Source organism: Bacillus sp. WC2503, assembly GCF_052682895.1.
This window is the reverse complement of record NZ_JBQYMD010000001.1, coordinates 1,868,333-1,884,133: the sequence shown is the minus strand read 5'-3', so window position 1 is coordinate 1,884,133 and position 15,801 is coordinate 1,868,333. Positions and strand designations below refer to the sequence as shown.

The window sequence follows — 15,801 nt, the reverse complement described above, 5'->3', positions numbered from 1 at the left end:
ATTATACATACTGATCTAACACTCCATTTAAATAAACTGCGTTATGCGGAGATATCTTCTCAGCAAATCTAGCTGTAATAATAATTGGAGCCCATTGAAAAATCTCATCTCTTGATAGGCCAGTATTTCTACAATACATATGTAAATACATTTCAGCTAATTCTACTGAGACCTGAGCGTACAATAAGTATGTACGAAATACATCTGCACGGATATCACCTGAACTTGCATCTATCCAGTCTATAATTTTTACGTTATCGTTACTCAAAATCAAATTAAACGGATGAAAATCTCCATGACATAGCCTAGAATCAAATACAATTGAATCTAATTTTTGTAAAATATTTTTCTTTTTGTTTTCATCCAATTTATGAACAGATTTAATTTGACGCTCTAACCTTTCTCTCATTGGTTCCATTTCATCTATATTCACACGTATAGCATGAATCTTTTTTTGTTCATTAACACAAATATTGATGTAATGTTTTGCCTTATTTAGATTATTAAGCAGGAGTTCGCCAATATTTTCTCCTTTTACATATTCCATAATAATTACCTGTCTATTTTGTATCTTTGTCACTTCAAATACGTTCGGAACTGGTAGTCCGCATGAATAAGCATATTTTTGTTTTTTTGCTTCATTTGTAGACTCTGTGTTTGGAAGGTATTCCTCAAATAATTTAATAACTTTATTTTCATGAAGATATATCTTCGCTGTATTTCCTTTGGCTATCAACTCACCTAAATTCAAATCTTCTCCTCCTTAAACTATATAGTATTATTACTACACCTTTATTTTAAATTCACTGTAATGTTAGGGAATCCTTCTACTCATATAAATCCTGTCATTATAAAACCTTTGAAATAATAAATGAAAAATACGTATTAAAAATAGCCATATAATTATTTTCTGCATAATTATAGGGCTACTTTAATGATGTTCATAATTTTTTGTTTCGTTTGACTTAAATAATTTTTATTTTTAGTAGATATTAATATACCAATCGGAATGTTAGAATTAAAACCCTTAATCTTAAAAGATAGTACTTCTTCATTCAAAATTGTACCTTTTGGTATAATTCCTATAGCATTCTCAAAGAGCATTTGTGGAATAAGGTTCAAAGCACTACAATTGTATACTCTCTTAAAAGACAAATTATTTTCCGCTAATAAAGAACTTACAGATTGATATGAAAAACAACTATTTTCACCTACAATTATGGGGTAATCTATAATATCAAATACTTCAACAAAATCTTTTTGTAGTAAAGGATGATTCGGATGGTTTACTATAAATTCAATTTGTTCATCACTTATTGGAGTGAATTTTATATTCGAACTATTATTATGTCCACACACCGCAAAATCGACCTTATTTTGTTTAATCATCTCTGCTAAAAGTGCAGTATTTCCCACTACAAAATCACAATGTATATATGGTTTTTCATCGTTTAAAAACTTTAATATTATTGGAATTAACCTTTTAGCAAAAGATTCTAATAGACCAATCCTTAAACTCCCTCTCTCTTCATTACTAATACGTTGTGCTTGAGATTTGGAATACTCCCAATGTGTTAATAAGTTTTCTACTTCCTCTGCAAAGAGTTTTCCCTCTTCTGTTAATCTCGCATCCCATCCTCTTTCAAATAATAGAAAACCTATTTCATTCTCTAGCTTTTTTATATGTGCTGTTACAGTTGATTGTGCATAGTTTAATTGTTTAGCAGCTTGTGAAAACGTTCCTTCTTCAATAATTTTTTTAAATGTAATTAATTCTTTTATTTCCATTTGACACACCATCTTTATCGATTTTATTGATAATAAGTTAATATATTTTCAATTATACAAATGAAATGATTGGAAGTAAAATGAATTCAAAAGAAAGGAAGTGCTCTAATATGCCATTTGTTACTGTTTATCATCCTGAAGAATTATCCGATAATAAGTTATTAAAAAATGTAAGTATCAAAATCCATCATTCATTAATGGAACATTTTAATATCCCCGAAAACGATTATTTCCAAATGTTTTTACCTTATGCATCCCATCAGCTGTTTTATGATTCTTCTTATCTATTAGAGGATTCAACAAAACGATCTAATAATATGATTTATGTTTCAATTACGTGTGGACCAGGAAGAACAATGAATCAAAAAAAGGATTTGTATAATGCTATAGCAACTACCACGGCTACTATATTACACATCTCTAGTGCTGATGTTTTCATTACTTTACATGAGACATCAATTGAGAACTGGTCATTTGGTCAAGGAATAGCTCAAATGTTACATCAACATAATAACTAGATTTTATATTCTTTAAAACAATATAAACTTACCGCTCTCTATAACTAAATAGAAAGTGGTAAGTGTAATTTACTAGCAATATCAGAACGGAACTCTGGTGTATACAAGACAGTAAACGTATATCCCTGCTCAATAAATAATACTTCATTATGTTTACATTCATATGGAACACTATTTTTCTTCAAATTATTTTGTATTCGTTGTAAAAATGCTTGATCTGGTGTTCCGAAAGAAACATGTACTTTTGGTGGTAAAGCTTTCATAGCAATTGGAATCCAAGCTCGCTGCCACCAAGTTGCAACAATGTATGCAGTGCCACCTATAACAAAGTTAAAAATGTCCCCATCTTCCATCGTTTTCATATTTAGATTTGATTTCAACCACTCCGTAAATACAGGTACACTTTTAACAGGAAGACCAATTTCCCTTACGTATAAAACGTTTAACGGTGAATGTGAAACTAATACCTCTTCATTAATATAACTATGTGCGATAATTTCAAGAAGATTTCCATCACCATCTTTAAAGTATAAATTGAATCGACCGCTCTCCTCGTCAATTGTATGACCATCTTTCCATTTCACAATGAGTAAACCAGATCCTTCAAGCCAGTTTGCTGTTTCTTGAAATTTTGAATATGGAATCTCAAAAGCGAAATGCGCAGGTGCAATTGGTTCATACACTTCCTGAAAACTAATTGTTGTGTATGGCGTTACTTCAAATTGAATAAATGATGCTGTTTCTTTTTTTATCGGAAAAGATAATATATCTCTGTATACTTGTTTTACTCCTTCTATAGAAACAGTTTGTAGTTTAATATCTGAAATGTGTGTAATCATTATAATAAACCTCCAAATTCATTATTTCTATTAGTATTGTATTTCAAAAACTAACAGGAAAAATCCATCTGGAGATTGAAACTTTAATTAACAAACTACTACTTTTGTATTAGAACTGTTGCGTTAACATTTCAGCTAATACAATCTAAGCTTTAAGCAGTTTGCGTTTTAGTACAAATAATTAGTATGAACGACCACTTCAAGATATAATGAATAATATTTTAAGCTAAAAGGAGTGTTGTGTTGTGACGCAAAGAATTTCTTACTATGATGCTGCACCTGATGCTATGAAAATTATGATGGACATGGAAAAGTACACAAAACAATCCACGATTAATCGAACGACTAGAGAACTTATTAAAATTAGAGTTTCTCAAATCAATGGCTGTGCTTACTGCATAGATTTACATACATCTGATGCACGAAAAATGGGAGAGACTGAACAAAGAATTTATTGCTTAAGTACTTGGGGTGAATGTACTTTTTATACAGCGGAGGAAAAAATCGCAATTGAATTAGCTGAGCATATTATACTTATTCCTACTAAAAGAGTTCCTGATTCCCTATACAAACGAGTATGTGAACATTATGATGAAAAACAATATATTGACCTTGTCTTGATTATTAATCAAATTAATAGTTGGAATAGAATTTCTATCGCGATGGGAAATACACCGGCAAAAAAATAACACTTTAAGCAAACAACTTGCTCAATACGTTTTATTACATCCACTTCAAAAAGGTTGATTCTAATACATTGCAAGAATCAACCTTTTTAAATTATATTGGACTTTACCAATGTTTTCTTATTTCTTCTACTATAACCTCCGGATAATCCCAATGTAACAGATGGGTAGAATTCGGGATTAGTTTTACTGTCGCTTTTGTTCTCTCACTAAAAATACTCGCTGTCTTCCCTCTATACTCATCCCAAATTTTTGGTACTGTAGCACGAAGTAATATTATATTAGATGGTAACTCCTCATATATATCCATTATTTCATCCTTGTGCATACCCTTTACGATATTACCAGCTGTTGTACCCCTCGCATGCCAACATACTTTATTATCTATTTCTATACCAAGATCCTTAACTGCAAGTTCTAATAATGGAGACCATCTTGTATACACTTCTTTTTCACTTTTAAAGAAATTATCCCAACTATTAAAAACATACTCTTCAAAGTCCTTTTCATAATAAGCAATTTCTTCTTCCAACGTTTCTTCTTGAAGCCTTTTCGTTTGGTACCCTCCATCAATGAGAATACTTCCTAATACTTTTTCTGGATTATGTAATAAATAAAATAGCGCTACAAAACTTCCCCACGAATGTGATAGAAAATAAAAATGTTCAATTTTTAGTTCATTTATTATTTCATTTAACCAATTTGCTAAGTTTTGCATCTCATAATCTTTTGTTCTTTCAAAGGGCGGTGTTTTACCATGCCCAGGTGCATCAATGGATATAAGTCTATACTCTTCCTTTAGTTCTTCTGCGATTTCTATAAAACTTAAACTTGTACTACCTAATCCATGTAAACAAAAAATAACGGGTTTATCCTTTTCTCCCCATTCAGTAATATGTACGTTTAATTTTTCATTGTTAATATAGTAACGTTTCAAAACAACTATCCTCCATATTTCGATTTTTTGATTAGCGCTTAACTTATTTCTATTATTTTCAAGTTTTTCCTGCATTCTTTTCCATACAAAAAAGCTTATTTTCTTTAATAGAAAATAAGCTTTCACACTAAAATATATTATAATTTAACAGCAATAATCATAAACCTCTTTGAATTCGTACGAATCCCCTTTTCAGAACTATTCGGGTCGATGAATTTTTGTAAAATAGTAAAATCCTCTTCCCCTTCTCCAAAATTAGGAATAATAGGCGTATGTTTTAATAAGAAAATGAGATCTTCAGGTGTACTGTAATAATCAGTAACATCATATTCACGTACTTGCACGAGTTCAAATCCTGCACTAATAAGTTCACTCATATACTTTTCTTTTAAAGTGCCATCTCTTTCACCTAAGCATTGTCCTCTGCCAAATGCTTCTTTAAGGTTTAATTTATCATGTTCACAAACTTGTTGTGTTAAGAAAAAAGCACCTTTTTTCATTACTTTTGCTAACTCAGATGCTAGAAACGGTGCATGACAACTAGAAGCAATATCAAAATAAGCATGCGGAAACGTTAAAGCTTCAGAACCCATTTGGAGAAACTCAACATTTTGTACACCTGCTTTTTTCAAGTTGGAATGTGCTGTTTCAATCATGCCATTAGAATTATCTATTCCAATTAACAATTTAGCTGAAGATGCTATGTTAAGTACATTTTCTCCTCCACCTGTACCTACATCAAGTAGCATGTCTGATGGTTTGCATCTTTCTTTCACTTCGCCATAAAAGTCCCAAGTGTCTCCTACCGTTTCACATTTCAGCTTACTGAAATCCCACCCATTTAATCTTCCTACTTTATCATAAAAGTTTATGTACTCTAATTCGTTCATTTTATTATTTCCCCTTTGTAAAATGCATGAAATGTTTAGTACTGATGATTCTCAATATAGACTCATAGTTTATATTTTCGTAAAGCTTCTTTTATATCTAGTATGCATTTTTCAGCCCCGAACTACTAGTTACTTCTAATAATATAGGATTTCATCTACCCCACCTCAATTGGAAGATTTTATGTGTAATAACATTATTTAATTATATATTATAAAATACAAATTACTAAAAAAGTACCTTTCTACAAAAACAATTAGTTTACATAATAATTTTATAGTCTATTATTATCGATAAATTCTAAATGTCCTCTACCCCAACCACACATACTATCCAACACAGCGCTTACCGTTTTTCCATGTTCAGATAAGCTATATTCCACTTTAGGTGGTATTTCTTGATACATTTCACGTTTTATTAGTTGATCTTGCTCTAATTCACGAAGCTGCTTCGCTAATGTTCCTTGAGATATATCGGGTAGTAATCTCTTTAATTCACCAAACCGTTTCGTTCCATCTGTTAGCAAAATAAATAAAATCAATGGCTTCCATTTCCCACCGATTATTTGTAATGTCGCTATTACCCCTTTTAATTTAGGTTCTTGTAAATCCATCTTCTCACCTCTCCTCTCCAATCCCATCATAGATCATAATAAATAATTTTTCATGTTATTTCTCCGTTCACTGACTCATTAGTACGAAAGTTGCGACTAAGTACAAGTAAAGTGCGTACTTTTCAATAACCATTTTTTAACGAATAATAAAAACAACACACATTTATTTTTAATTTTATATTAAGGGAGAGACTTAATCATGTCTTTTACTACATTAAAAGATAAACGAATCGTTATTATTGGCGGGAGTTCTGGTATAGGATTAGCAACAGCTACACAAGCAATTGAACAAGGTGCACATGTTATTATTGCCGGACGCTCAGAAGAAAAGCTAAAGGCTGCTCAAGAATTAATAAATAACAATCACCTTCAAACTTTTGTATTGGATAATCAAAATAAAGAGCAATTACAAGATTTTTTCAAGGATATCGGGAAATTTAATCATTTATTCACACCTGGAGCTTCTTACACACTTGGGCCAATAACCCCTACGGAGGAAGTTGCTGAAAGTAGCTTTATCGGAAAGTTTTGGCCTCAATATTATGCCGTAAAATATGCCATTCCTTTTCTTTCAAACTCTGGATCTATCGTGTTAATGTCTGGTGCATTTAGTCAAAGACCACTTAAAGGCGCACCTGCTTATGGAGCTTGTAATGGTGCTATTGAAAGTTTAGGAAAAGCTCTAGCTGTTGAATTAGCTCCGATTAGAGTTAATGTTGTTTCTCCTGGAACGATACGAAGAGAGAATGAACAAAACGAAAAAAGACTAGCTGCTTATGAAGATTATAAGTCTCTTTCTCTTGTACAGAGACCTGGGCATAATGATGAAATTGCACATACTGTCCTGTATTTAATGCAAAATGGGTTTACTACGGCTAGTGTATTATTTCCTGATGGAGGATACACATATCATTAAATTATTTAAGACAAAAGCCCCTTATTACGGTCGCTTTTGTTGCTAATGTAAACACTGCTGAAATTTCCAATAAGATGGCTGCATTTCTTTAGTACCAACAGGTTGGTTTTTAGAGGATTCATTAAAGGAATCCATTACAATCCGCTCATTTTGTACATTTGCAAATAAAGTAGTGCTAGTAGTTGACGAATCGAATCTAGAAGTAATTTGTCTTAATATTTATGGATAAGTTGATAAAGAAAAAAGGCATATAAATAATGCCTTTTTTCTTTATCATCATTTAACTGGATAACAAACCTCTGTAACCCACTTATTAGGATCCGGTTCCATCGCTGGGCTCACATGATAAATATTAAACATCGGGCCTGCTAATTCGTAACCTTCCGTCTCAATCCATTTTGCGGCTGCTTCATTTACGTTTGTCATTTGTTCATAACTTCCGCTTACTGTTATAGAAGCTACTTTGATTGGCTCTATTTTTTGAAAATGAACATCTTTTGTATTTTCATGCTTTCCTAAGATATTTAGCTGTATTTCTATATCCACATCATTTTCTTTGTATTCTTGATCATGGAAGACAGCGATACTATAACTCGGGTGAGCCATACTAATATTTTTCATATGAATTTCTTGCATTAATATACTCCATAAATCGCCTTCACAATTATACGATGGAATAACCTTTCTAACAGTAGCTACATTTCTTTCTGGAATTTCTTTTATTGAAACATGATAATTCATCTTAACAACATCCTCTCTCATCGTTTTCATTGAGTTTTCGAGGAGACGTAATTGTTTTTGGAGGTTATTCATGTTTTCTTTAATTTGAGCACTACGATTTAAAAATTGCTCTTTTTTACTATCTATATTATCGCATTCTATTATTTCTTTGATGGTAGCAATATTAAACCCCATACCTTTTAACGTTTGAATTTGATTTACTTTCTTTAGTTGAGCCGCTGAATAATATCGATAACCACTTTGCTCATCGACTTTTACTGGCTGTAATAGCTCCACTTTATCGTAGTGTCTCAACATACGTATACTAATGGAAGATAATTTTGAAAAATCTCCAATTTTAAACATGGTTTCCCCCTAAAAATTCCCATCCGCTTCGAAGCTCAACTTCATTTTAAACAATGACATCGTGTGAGAGTCAACTGTTTATAACAACTTGAACTATAATTCTTTAATTAATTACCTTCTTTCTGCCTTCTTAAGGCAATTAAGATTGATATTAGTCCGTTTACAGCAAATAAGATTATTATAATTCTAGTTAGTAAAGCTACATCTGCTGAAAATACTTCAATCGTATGCCACGGTGAATTTGTGCTATAAGTAAGAGATGGGATTAAAATAATTGATAATATTAGAAATAGACTCCCTATGAAAAACAAATTGAATTTTTTACGGTTTTTCTTATGTTTATATTTTTTAATTAACATAATTGATGTAACGGAAAGTGTAAGTATAACTAACGACATAACAATTTGTGTGATGGGGATATTTTTAGGAACTTCATGAGGTTCTTCACCATTCAAAATACTAATAATTCCCTTTTTCAATACCACTAGTGTCGCCTCTTCTAATACATGATTTTTATTCGTTAAAATCACACCACCCCAGCCGCTATTATTAAAAGTAAACATTTCAGCATGAGCATCGGGGGTAGATCCTGAATGCCAAATCATCGTTTCGTTGTCATTTAAATTCGTTGTTCTTAATCCAAACCCATAACTTTTTTCTGGATTTATTTTATAAAGTGGTGATAGATAAAGGTCAATGTTTTCTCTCTTTAAAAATTGAGTGTGCTCTTGGCGATTTAAAAACATAATATATTGAATCATATCTTCCAAATTCGCCGTAATATAACCATACGGTGCCCCAGCATTATCATAGGACACTTCACTTTTTCTTGGTATACCAAACCAAGATTGATAGCCTGTTAAATATCCTTTTTCATATGCACTATCTTTATTTGTTGCCGCACCATTCATTTTTAATGGCTGAAAAACATGCTTTTCCATATATGAAGAATATGTTTCATTTGTTACTTCCTCAATAAGTGCACCTAAAACAATATAATTCGCATTACTATATTGATATATTTCCCCTGGTGGAGCAGTTAATTTAACATTTGAAAGTTTCATTACATTTTCTTTTAATGATGTAGAACTTTTTAATTGCTTATCTGATAATGCTAAACCTTCAAATGTATTTATTCCACTCGTATGAGTTAGTAGATGTTGGATTGTTATATTCGAGGTTAATTGAGTATCTTTTAGTTTAAACCAAGGGAGATGTTGTTGAACTGGATCCTCTAGTTTTATTTTTTTATCTTCTATTAACTTTACTATAGCTAAAGCTGTTAAAGATTTACTTATTGAACCGATGGCAAACGGTGTTTTACTAGTTACCTTTTTTTCAGACTCTCCAGTAATTCCCCACGATTTTGCGAAGAATACATCTTTATGATGTACAATTGCAACAGAAGCTCCTGGAATGTTCTGCTCCTTTATAAATTTTTCAATGTACTTATCTAAAGTAACTTTAATATTTTGCTCAGCATAAACTTTTGGATGTACGATACATAATATTAATACATTACAAAGAATACAAATTTGAAATACTTTATAGATAATTTTCTTCATTATACTTTGGATAGCTTTCTTTTTTTATAACTTACTAGGCTAATAAATACTAATATAGAGAGTGTAAAACTAATCATTATTAATACATAGTTCCACCACTGATTCTCTGCTATACGATATAAAAGATTATAATTAAATGAATTTTTACTATGAGTTGAATGAAATGATTCAGTTAAAAATATTGAAAGTGTAGTTTGTGAGATGAGGTAAGTAATAAATGCGATGAATATGCCACTTAATAGTAGTGCATTTGATTTTCCATTTTCATTTTGAAATTGTTTCATTTTTACTCGTATATCAATTTCATTTATTTCCAAAAAATCTTGAACAAATAATTGAGGAGTTCCTAGATTATTTATACTATCCTCGCCATCTTCACGACATTCTTGAAAATGTTCTAATAATTGTCGTTTAATATTTTCCCTTTCTTCTATGCTTATATCGTATTGCTTTAACTCTTTAAGTACGTCAGTTAAAAATTGCTGTTCTTTACCTTTTAGTTCATTCCTCATTTCAAAAGGTCTCCTTTCAAACCGCTTTTTAATAATGTTTGAATATCAGATTGCAATTCTAGCCACTCATTAATTTTCTTCTCAAGTCTTATTTTCCCGCTGTCATTAATTTCATAATAAATTCTAACTTTGCCACTGGCTGTTACTTCTTGATATGTATTAACCCATTCTTGATTTTTCAACTTAGTTAAAATGGGATAAATACTTCCTACTCCTTTCAACTTTAAATTGTGTACTTCAAGCTCTTTCATGATTTCATATCCATAACTTTTCTTTCTCGATAAAATCGATAATACACACATTTCTAAATGGCCTTTAATTAAACTTGTTCTGTCCATAGGATAAATTTAACAGAAATATATACTTCATTCAAGTATATATTTCTGTTAAATTTAAAAAATCAGATAATAAAACAAAAAGGTTTACACACATCAGCACTCATGACCTATATTTATCTCTAATTTCCACTTTTATAATATAATTATTACATAATATATCAACCTTTTATCCCTTTTAGTTTTCATTCTCCCTTCCACTTATACTTCTTTCCGTAGTGAGAAATATTGTATGTGGGACATAAAAATACTAAAAAATCCAACTTCTTAATTTTGATATTAAGAAGTTGGATCTTCTTTCGTTATTTCGTAATAATCATACTGTGCTATTACATTCACCATTAAGAATATACGCTTAATATTAATTGTATTAGTGGTTTTAATAACACATAAACTAATAAAATTTTACTTGTTAATCTCCAGACATTCATAAACTGCCATCATATCTCGTTTATCCAACTCACGAATACGATTAAAAATCGGTATTTGTGCAACAGCCTCCGTTAATAAACTTTCATCCACAACATCACTAACTGTTCCAGTTAACCATGTTTGCACATCTATGCCATCAACAATTTCTTTAAGCCCTTCATCATTAATACCACTTGCATTACAAGTTACACATGGAATTGTTAATTTAAACACGCCATCATGTAGATTATCTTCAGTTATAACTTTCTTTCCGTTACAAAATGGACATGGGTTGCTTTTTTTAACTTTATTAATTTGTGTAACTAATTTTTTGTAACCAAATGCTTCGTATACATATGTTAGTTTTTTATATTTTCCATTTGTGAAATACTGATCTATAATGGTTTCTCTTGTTTCATAAACATTAGAAAAATCACAAATAGTTACTTGATTATTGTCGCTAATGGATTCTATATTCCCTTTAATTTCGTCCCAGAATGGTAAAACATTTTGTAACACCATTTCATAGTTTGAAAAACTTGCTTGTTCTAATTCAAACATTTTCAGTGCGACTTGTGCTTTTCTTGGCAATAAAGAAACATCTTCTGTCAATCTCATATCTCCACCTATTATAGACTTCAATTTAACGAGTGCCGGTAAATCACCAACTGTGTTCAACACTTCATCCATAGGCTGATTAATTATTTCACGAATGTCTGAGTTTCCAAACTTAAGCGGTTTATGATGATTTAAAACCGTCCCCTCACAAATTGGACATGTCATGATTTCTTTAGATTCCTTAATTTGTTCTTTAATAGCTGCTTTAGAAATAACAATATATCCACCAATGATCGTATTAAATCCTACCCATGTTCTACGTGTCTTACCTTTCTTATCATAAAATGATTTTTCAAAATACCCGTACCAAAATGTATGTTTTTCTTCTTCTGACATATCATTATAGCTCTTTGATAAATCATGACCGAGTTCATTTTTAATTTCTTCAAATAAAAATTCTATTTTTTCATATTGATAAAATTTCAATACTTTCATGATTTCCGGATCGAATAAACCATCCCAAAATGGAACATTTTTATCTTGTATTGTAATGTCTTTATTAAAGACTTCAATCTTAAGGCGACCTGAACAAGACGGACAGTGATTATCCTGTGAATAAAAATCAAAACTTCTCGTATCTTTATTGGTTGGATGGGCAGCTATAATTTGATTAATTAATCCACCAATCTCATATAAGAAACTATATTGACTATACAAATGTCTTTCAAGATCAATAGCAATTATTGGTGCAATTGTATCAGATTGATATTCGCCATAAATTAATCGGGCCATTGATGATAAACTTTTTAAAATCCCCCCCTTATAGACGTTTTCAGCATTTTTAAAATAGTTAATATGATTTTCTTTTACATAGTGAATTCCTTCTTTACGCTTGAGCGTTGAAGAAATATGTATTTGTGCAGCCTTTTTCACACTACTTTTTTGACGATAATAATCATCATGACTACTAACATCCAAATGCTCTACAGATTCATTCTGCCTTTTTCCAAAATCAACTATATAATCAGAGCTTTCTAACATGTAACTATTATGTTCAATCATTATGATTGAGACTGATTCATCTTGTAAAATCCCTCTGACACTATCTATAAATTGATTTAAAATATTTTGTGATAAACCTTTTGAAGGCTCATCAAAAATAAATAAAGTATGTGGGTTTCTTGTGTTGGCAAATAACTCCGACACTAAATGAACACATTGAAACTCACCTGTTGATAATGTTTGTGTTTTTCTTTCTAATGTTAAATAGCCGAGTCCTAATTTGATTAGTAAACTCAAGCGCTTATATACGATATCTTCATTTGGAAGATCATCAATAATATCCTCAATTGAACGTTCAAAAATATCATCAATTTCTTCACTATACTTTGTCAGTTTCTTTTTAATATCAAGGAAAGTAGCAACGGTTGATCGACTTGTAATTGACTGATTGCGATCTTGTCCTACCATAACAAGTTTGTCTTTTGGATATCGCTTTTGAAAATCTTTAGCGATACATTCATTAACAAGTGTAGATTTTCCACATCCTGATTCCCCTGTAACAGTTACAAGTCTATTTTTAGGAATCTGAAATTTAGTCATTTGGATATTTCGACAATATAATTCACGAAATGTATAATATTCTGTTGGCATTTCGTTATTTCGTTCTGACAGTATTGGCTTTGGTCTTGGTGATTCTTTCACAATTTTCCCGCCATATTTTCCACTACCAGGTCCAAAGAATAATTGCTCATCAGTTGTATCTAGTACTGTATCTGAATGATCAATGAGCCAAATTTGATTTTTGCACCCTAACTTTTCGATTTCTTCTAATATTTGTAATAATGTTACATGATCAAGCCCCACAGAAATCTCATCAATAATAATTACTGCATTTTCACTTACTGCCATGAATTCAGCTAAGTAAAGTCGTGTTAATTCTCCACCTGACAACGTACCCATAATTCGATTTAATGTTAAATAGCCAATGTTCATATTAATAATATTTTGCAGTATATGCTGTTTTTCTTCACTAATATTTAATTCTTTTGCTAGTGAAAGAATAGATTCAACACTTAAATCATTAATATTTGAAATTGAATGCGGATTAGCGAACAAATCAATTTCATATTGTTCAATTTCTTCACTATAACGTTTTCCCTTACATTTTTTACACTCAACATTTTTTGTAGTACCACGACCTTTACAACCAGTACACCAGCCTAGTTGATTATTAAATGAAAAGACCTCTGGAGAAAGATTAAATACTTCAGCAAGTTTTTCCCGAACCGCTGTAAAAACACCAGTATGAGTACCAATCGTTGAACGCGGATTAGACGAAATCGATGATTTTCCTAGAAAAAGTACTAATGGCATTTCTTCCATCTTAATAGCACTAAAATTTGTTTCCATAATGTTAGGAAATAAATATTGATATTCAGCCTTTGGTAATAAAGAAACTAATCGTTTTTTTGACTCTTCACCAATTGTTTGGCAAAAAGTTGTTTTACCCGATCCAGATAAACCAGCAATTCCAAACGATTTATTAAATGGTATAGTTGCATCTAATTTATTTATGTTATTAGCAATTAATTGATTTACTTTCATATTAACCTCTATTCTTATTTTCTTTAAAAAACATTTTTATAATATAATAATTACACAATTAATATTACCTATTATGTAATTAACCTTTCAGTTCATGAATCTTAACCTTGTATTTTCCAAACCATTGTTGCCACTCATCTTTTGGAAATTCCTTCTCTTTTCCTTCTAACACGGAAGAAAAAAGTTCTAAACAAATATGCCAACCAGCAATATCTTTCGGTGTATGATCTGTTAATTCATGAATGAATTCTTTAAGAAGTAATAGGGATCCATTTCCTGCTTTATGTATTTCAAATCGGACACGACCTTTATCCCATTTGAATTCAAGTACTGCATTTAGTTGACACTCTAAAATATCAATATTTAAAAATGAACCGTCCATCATATCGAACTTTATCATTCCACCTGTTTTAAGGTTTTCAATCTGCAAATTAGACATCCATTTTTTAAGCTTACTGTTTTCAGTTAACACAGACCAAACTTCCTCTATCGTATAAGGAAATTGGCGTTCAAATTTTACAATATACCCATTAGATTGTTTCTCTATCTCAGCTAACATATTTCTTCCCCTCACTCACGTACAGAATGTATGTTCTTATTTTATTTTACACGAATTTATGCATAAAAGAAATCTCTATGGCAACTAAATATTAATTTAATGTGTAGATGACATTTTGAAAATTCATTGATTTATTATAATTACAGCACAAATAAAAAAGCCGCATTTGCGACTCATGCACTCATACCTACTTTATTTGAATGACTTATCTTTTAATTGCGTCAACAACTAACGATGGAAAACCAAGTTTATCGCCTCGATTTCTAGAATCATACCTTTTCGAACGGAAAATAACACCGTCATTCGCATCCCATTCGTTGTAATAAAATTGACCATTTTCATCACAATACTCAAGTAAAACTACCTCAAATCCAGCCGTTTCAAACATTTTCGTTAATGTTTTGTAATTATGAACGATTTTATGACTTGCTGCTGGATGAGCTTTCGGACCAGGGCCCCCTATTTGAACTATATTTTGATATGCCTCATCCTGAAAGAATGCATCAGGGACTCCGCACCGAATATGACCAGATGGTTTTAAAAATTCATAACAAATTTCAGCTGCTTTTACACCTTCTTCAAACGTAAGATGTTCTCATACATGCTCAGCTAAAATAGCTGAAATAGAATTGTATTCAGATCTTTCTTCCCAAGTGGTATTGTCTAGTAAATTAAGTTCATCTTCTTGCGTTTGAATCCAACCTGGATTATTATTAAACACTCCAGCTCCAACTACTACTTTAATTTCATCTTGTTTTATTACCATCATTTTCACCCCGTAAACATTTTGATTTATCAATATATTCTATGTTTACTATAACCTTTCCTGCTGCAACAAATTAAGAAACATATATCCCTCCTCTAATATGAGAGAAAAGTTTAAAGTAGTTTCTGAATGAACTAAGAAGCAAATTGGATTTATTAAATAAAACCATTCAGTCGAATGTAACTTTTCTATTATTCCGTTATATGGTACTTTAGCG

At 31.0% G+C, this 15,801-nt stretch carries 15 protein-coding genes and 1 pseudogene; 3 read left to right on the top strand and 13 right to left on the bottom strand.

Translation table 11 applies throughout. From position 1 onward, the window contains the following. Position 1: 1 nt before the first annotated feature. Both ACUN26_RS09590 and ACUN26_RS09585 read right to left on the bottom strand, forming a co-directional pair. Entirely contained in the window at positions 2 to 751 is a 750-nt protein-coding gene (locus tag ACUN26_RS09590; RefSeq protein WP_001048444.1) for an aminoglycoside phosphotransferase family protein, read from the bottom strand. 167 nt (positions 752 to 918) lie between these two features. Next, positions 919 to 1,788, bottom strand: coding sequence for a LysR family transcriptional regulator (locus ACUN26_RS09585; RefSeq protein WP_000403088.1), 870 nt, complete (start codon positions 1,786 to 1,788; stop codon positions 919 to 921). A gap of 110 nt (positions 1,789 to 1,898) precedes the next feature. On the opposite strand from ACUN26_RS09585, the gene ACUN26_RS09580 reads away from it, so the two are divergent. After that, positions 1,899 to 2,306 carry a tautomerase family protein gene (locus tag ACUN26_RS09580; protein WP_001117403.1) on the top strand — a complete coding sequence of 136 codons (408 nt, stop codon included), beginning with the start codon at positions 1,899 to 1,901 and terminating at the stop codon, positions 2,304 to 2,306. A 44-nt stretch (positions 2,307 to 2,350) separates the two neighbouring features. Here the strand turns inward: ACUN26_RS09580 and ACUN26_RS09575 are convergent, their stop codons facing one another. Next, the gene (locus tag ACUN26_RS09575) at positions 2,351 to 3,145 is read right to left on the bottom strand and encodes a VOC family protein (RefSeq protein WP_000627950.1); all 795 of its coding nucleotides are present in this window, start codon (positions 3,143 to 3,145) and stop codon (positions 2,351 to 2,353) included. Positions 3,146 to 3,390: 245 nt separating this feature from the next. On the opposite strand from ACUN26_RS09575, the gene ACUN26_RS09570 reads away from it, so the two are divergent. After that, entirely contained in the window at positions 3,391 to 3,834 is a 444-nt protein-coding gene (locus ACUN26_RS09570; protein WP_000194101.1) for a carboxymuconolactone decarboxylase family protein, read from the top strand. 103 nt (positions 3,835 to 3,937) lie between these two features. Here ACUN26_RS09570 and ACUN26_RS09565 read toward each other — a convergent pair whose 3' ends face one another. From ACUN26_RS09565 to ACUN26_RS09555, 3 genes are all read right to left on the bottom strand, one after another. Then, positions 3,938 to 4,768 (bottom strand): alpha/beta fold hydrolase, encoded by an 831-nt coding sequence (locus ACUN26_RS09565; protein ID WP_000833430.1) that lies wholly within the window; start codon positions 4,766 to 4,768, stop codon positions 3,938 to 3,940. A 137-nt stretch (positions 4,769 to 4,905) separates the two neighbouring features. Then, positions 4,906 to 5,658, bottom strand: coding sequence for a class I SAM-dependent methyltransferase (locus ACUN26_RS09560; protein ID WP_001003840.1), 753 nt, complete (start codon positions 5,656 to 5,658; stop codon positions 4,906 to 4,908). A gap of 272 nt (positions 5,659 to 5,930) precedes the next feature. Then, a complete protein-coding gene (locus ACUN26_RS09555; RefSeq protein ID WP_000365533.1) occupies positions 5,931 to 6,269 on the bottom strand; it encodes a winged helix-turn-helix transcriptional regulator in 339 nt (112 codons plus the stop codon). A 199-nt stretch (positions 6,270 to 6,468) separates the two neighbouring features. Here ACUN26_RS09555 and ACUN26_RS09550 point away from each other — a divergent pair, with 199 nt between their 5' ends. Next, a complete protein-coding gene (locus ACUN26_RS09550; protein ID WP_000011253.1) occupies positions 6,469 to 7,185 on the top strand; it encodes an SDR family oxidoreductase in 717 nt (238 codons plus the stop codon). A gap of 276 nt (positions 7,186 to 7,461) precedes the next feature. On the opposite strand, the gene ACUN26_RS09545 is transcribed toward ACUN26_RS09550, so the two are convergent. The 7 genes and pseudogenes from ACUN26_RS09545 to ACUN26_RS09515 form a co-directional block, all read right to left on the bottom strand. Further along, on the bottom strand, positions 7,462 to 8,271 hold the full coding sequence (locus tag ACUN26_RS09545) for a MerR family transcriptional regulator (protein ID WP_000472658.1): 810 nt from the start codon (positions 8,269 to 8,271) through the stop codon (positions 7,462 to 7,464). Positions 8,272 to 8,378: 107 nt separating this feature from the next. Continuing rightward, a complete protein-coding gene (locus tag ACUN26_RS09540; protein ID WP_445540877.1) occupies positions 8,379 to 9,836 on the bottom strand; it encodes a serine hydrolase domain-containing protein in 1,458 nt (485 codons plus the stop codon). Then, entirely contained in the window at positions 9,836 to 10,348 is a 513-nt protein-coding gene (locus ACUN26_RS09535) for a hypothetical protein (protein ID WP_001243387.1), read from the bottom strand. Before ACUN26_RS09535 ends, ACUN26_RS09540 begins: the two co-directional genes overlap by 1 nt. Then, a complete protein-coding gene (locus ACUN26_RS09530; protein WP_000376294.1) occupies positions 10,345 to 10,686 on the bottom strand; it encodes a PadR family transcriptional regulator in 342 nt (113 codons plus the stop codon). The genes ACUN26_RS09535 and ACUN26_RS09530 overlap by 4 nt, the downstream gene beginning before the upstream one ends. Before the next feature lie 402 nt (positions 10,687 to 11,088). Beyond that, positions 11,089 to 14,259 carry an ATP-binding cassette domain-containing protein gene (locus ACUN26_RS09525; protein ID WP_000867741.1) on the bottom strand — a complete coding sequence of 1,057 codons (3,171 nt, stop codon included), beginning with the start codon at positions 14,257 to 14,259 and terminating at the stop codon, positions 11,089 to 11,091. Between the two features lie 79 nt (positions 14,260 to 14,338). Next, positions 14,339 to 14,818 carry an SRPBCC family protein gene (locus tag ACUN26_RS09520; protein ID WP_000879006.1) on the bottom strand — a complete coding sequence of 160 codons (480 nt, stop codon included), beginning with the start codon at positions 14,816 to 14,818 and terminating at the stop codon, positions 14,339 to 14,341. A 205-nt stretch (positions 14,819 to 15,023) separates the two neighbouring features. Next, a pseudogene (locus ACUN26_RS09515) lies at positions 15,024 to 15,587 on the bottom strand (class I SAM-dependent methyltransferase). Positions 15,588 to 15,801 lie beyond the last annotated feature (214 nt).

Coding starts and splice junctions, on each gene's coding strand:
- ACUN26_RS09585 (WP_000403088.1), bottom strand. CDS start 1,788: ATGGAAATAAAAGAATTAATTACATTTAAAAAAATTATTGAAGAAGGA.
- ACUN26_RS09580 (WP_001117403.1), top strand. CDS start 1,899: ATGCCATTTGTTACTGTTTATCATCCTGAAGAATTATCCGATAATAAG.
- ACUN26_RS09575 (WP_000627950.1), bottom strand. CDS start 3,145: ATGATTACACACATTTCAGATATTAAACTACAAACTGTTTCTATAGAA.
- ACUN26_RS09560 (WP_001003840.1), bottom strand. CDS start 5,658: ATGAACGAATTAGAGTACATAAACTTTTATGATAAAGTAGGAAGATTA.
- ACUN26_RS09555 (WP_000365533.1), bottom strand. CDS start 6,269: ATGGATTTACAAGAACCTAAATTAAAAGGGGTAATAGCGACATTACAA.
- ACUN26_RS09550 (WP_000011253.1), top strand. CDS start 6,469: ATGTCTTTTACTACATTAAAAGATAAACGAATCGTTATTATTGGCGGG.
- ACUN26_RS09545 (WP_000472658.1), bottom strand. CDS start 8,271: ATGTTTAAAATTGGAGATTTTTCAAAATTATCTTCCATTAGTATACGT.
- ACUN26_RS09540 (WP_445540877.1), bottom strand. CDS start 9,836: ATGAAGAAAATTATCTATAAAGTATTTCAAATTTGTATTCTTTGTAAT.
- ACUN26_RS09535 (WP_001243387.1), bottom strand. CDS start 10,348: ATGAGGAATGAACTAAAAGGTAAAGAACAGCAATTTTTAACTGACGTA.
- ACUN26_RS09530 (WP_000376294.1), bottom strand. CDS start 10,686: ATGGACAGAACAAGTTTAATTAAAGGCCATTTAGAAATGTGTGTATTA.
- ACUN26_RS09525 (WP_000867741.1), bottom strand. CDS start 14,259: ATGAAAGTAAATCAATTAATTGCTAATAACATAAATAAATTAGATGCA.
- ACUN26_RS09520 (WP_000879006.1), bottom strand. CDS start 14,818: ATGTTAGCTGAGATAGAGAAACAATCTAATGGGTATATTGTAAAATTT.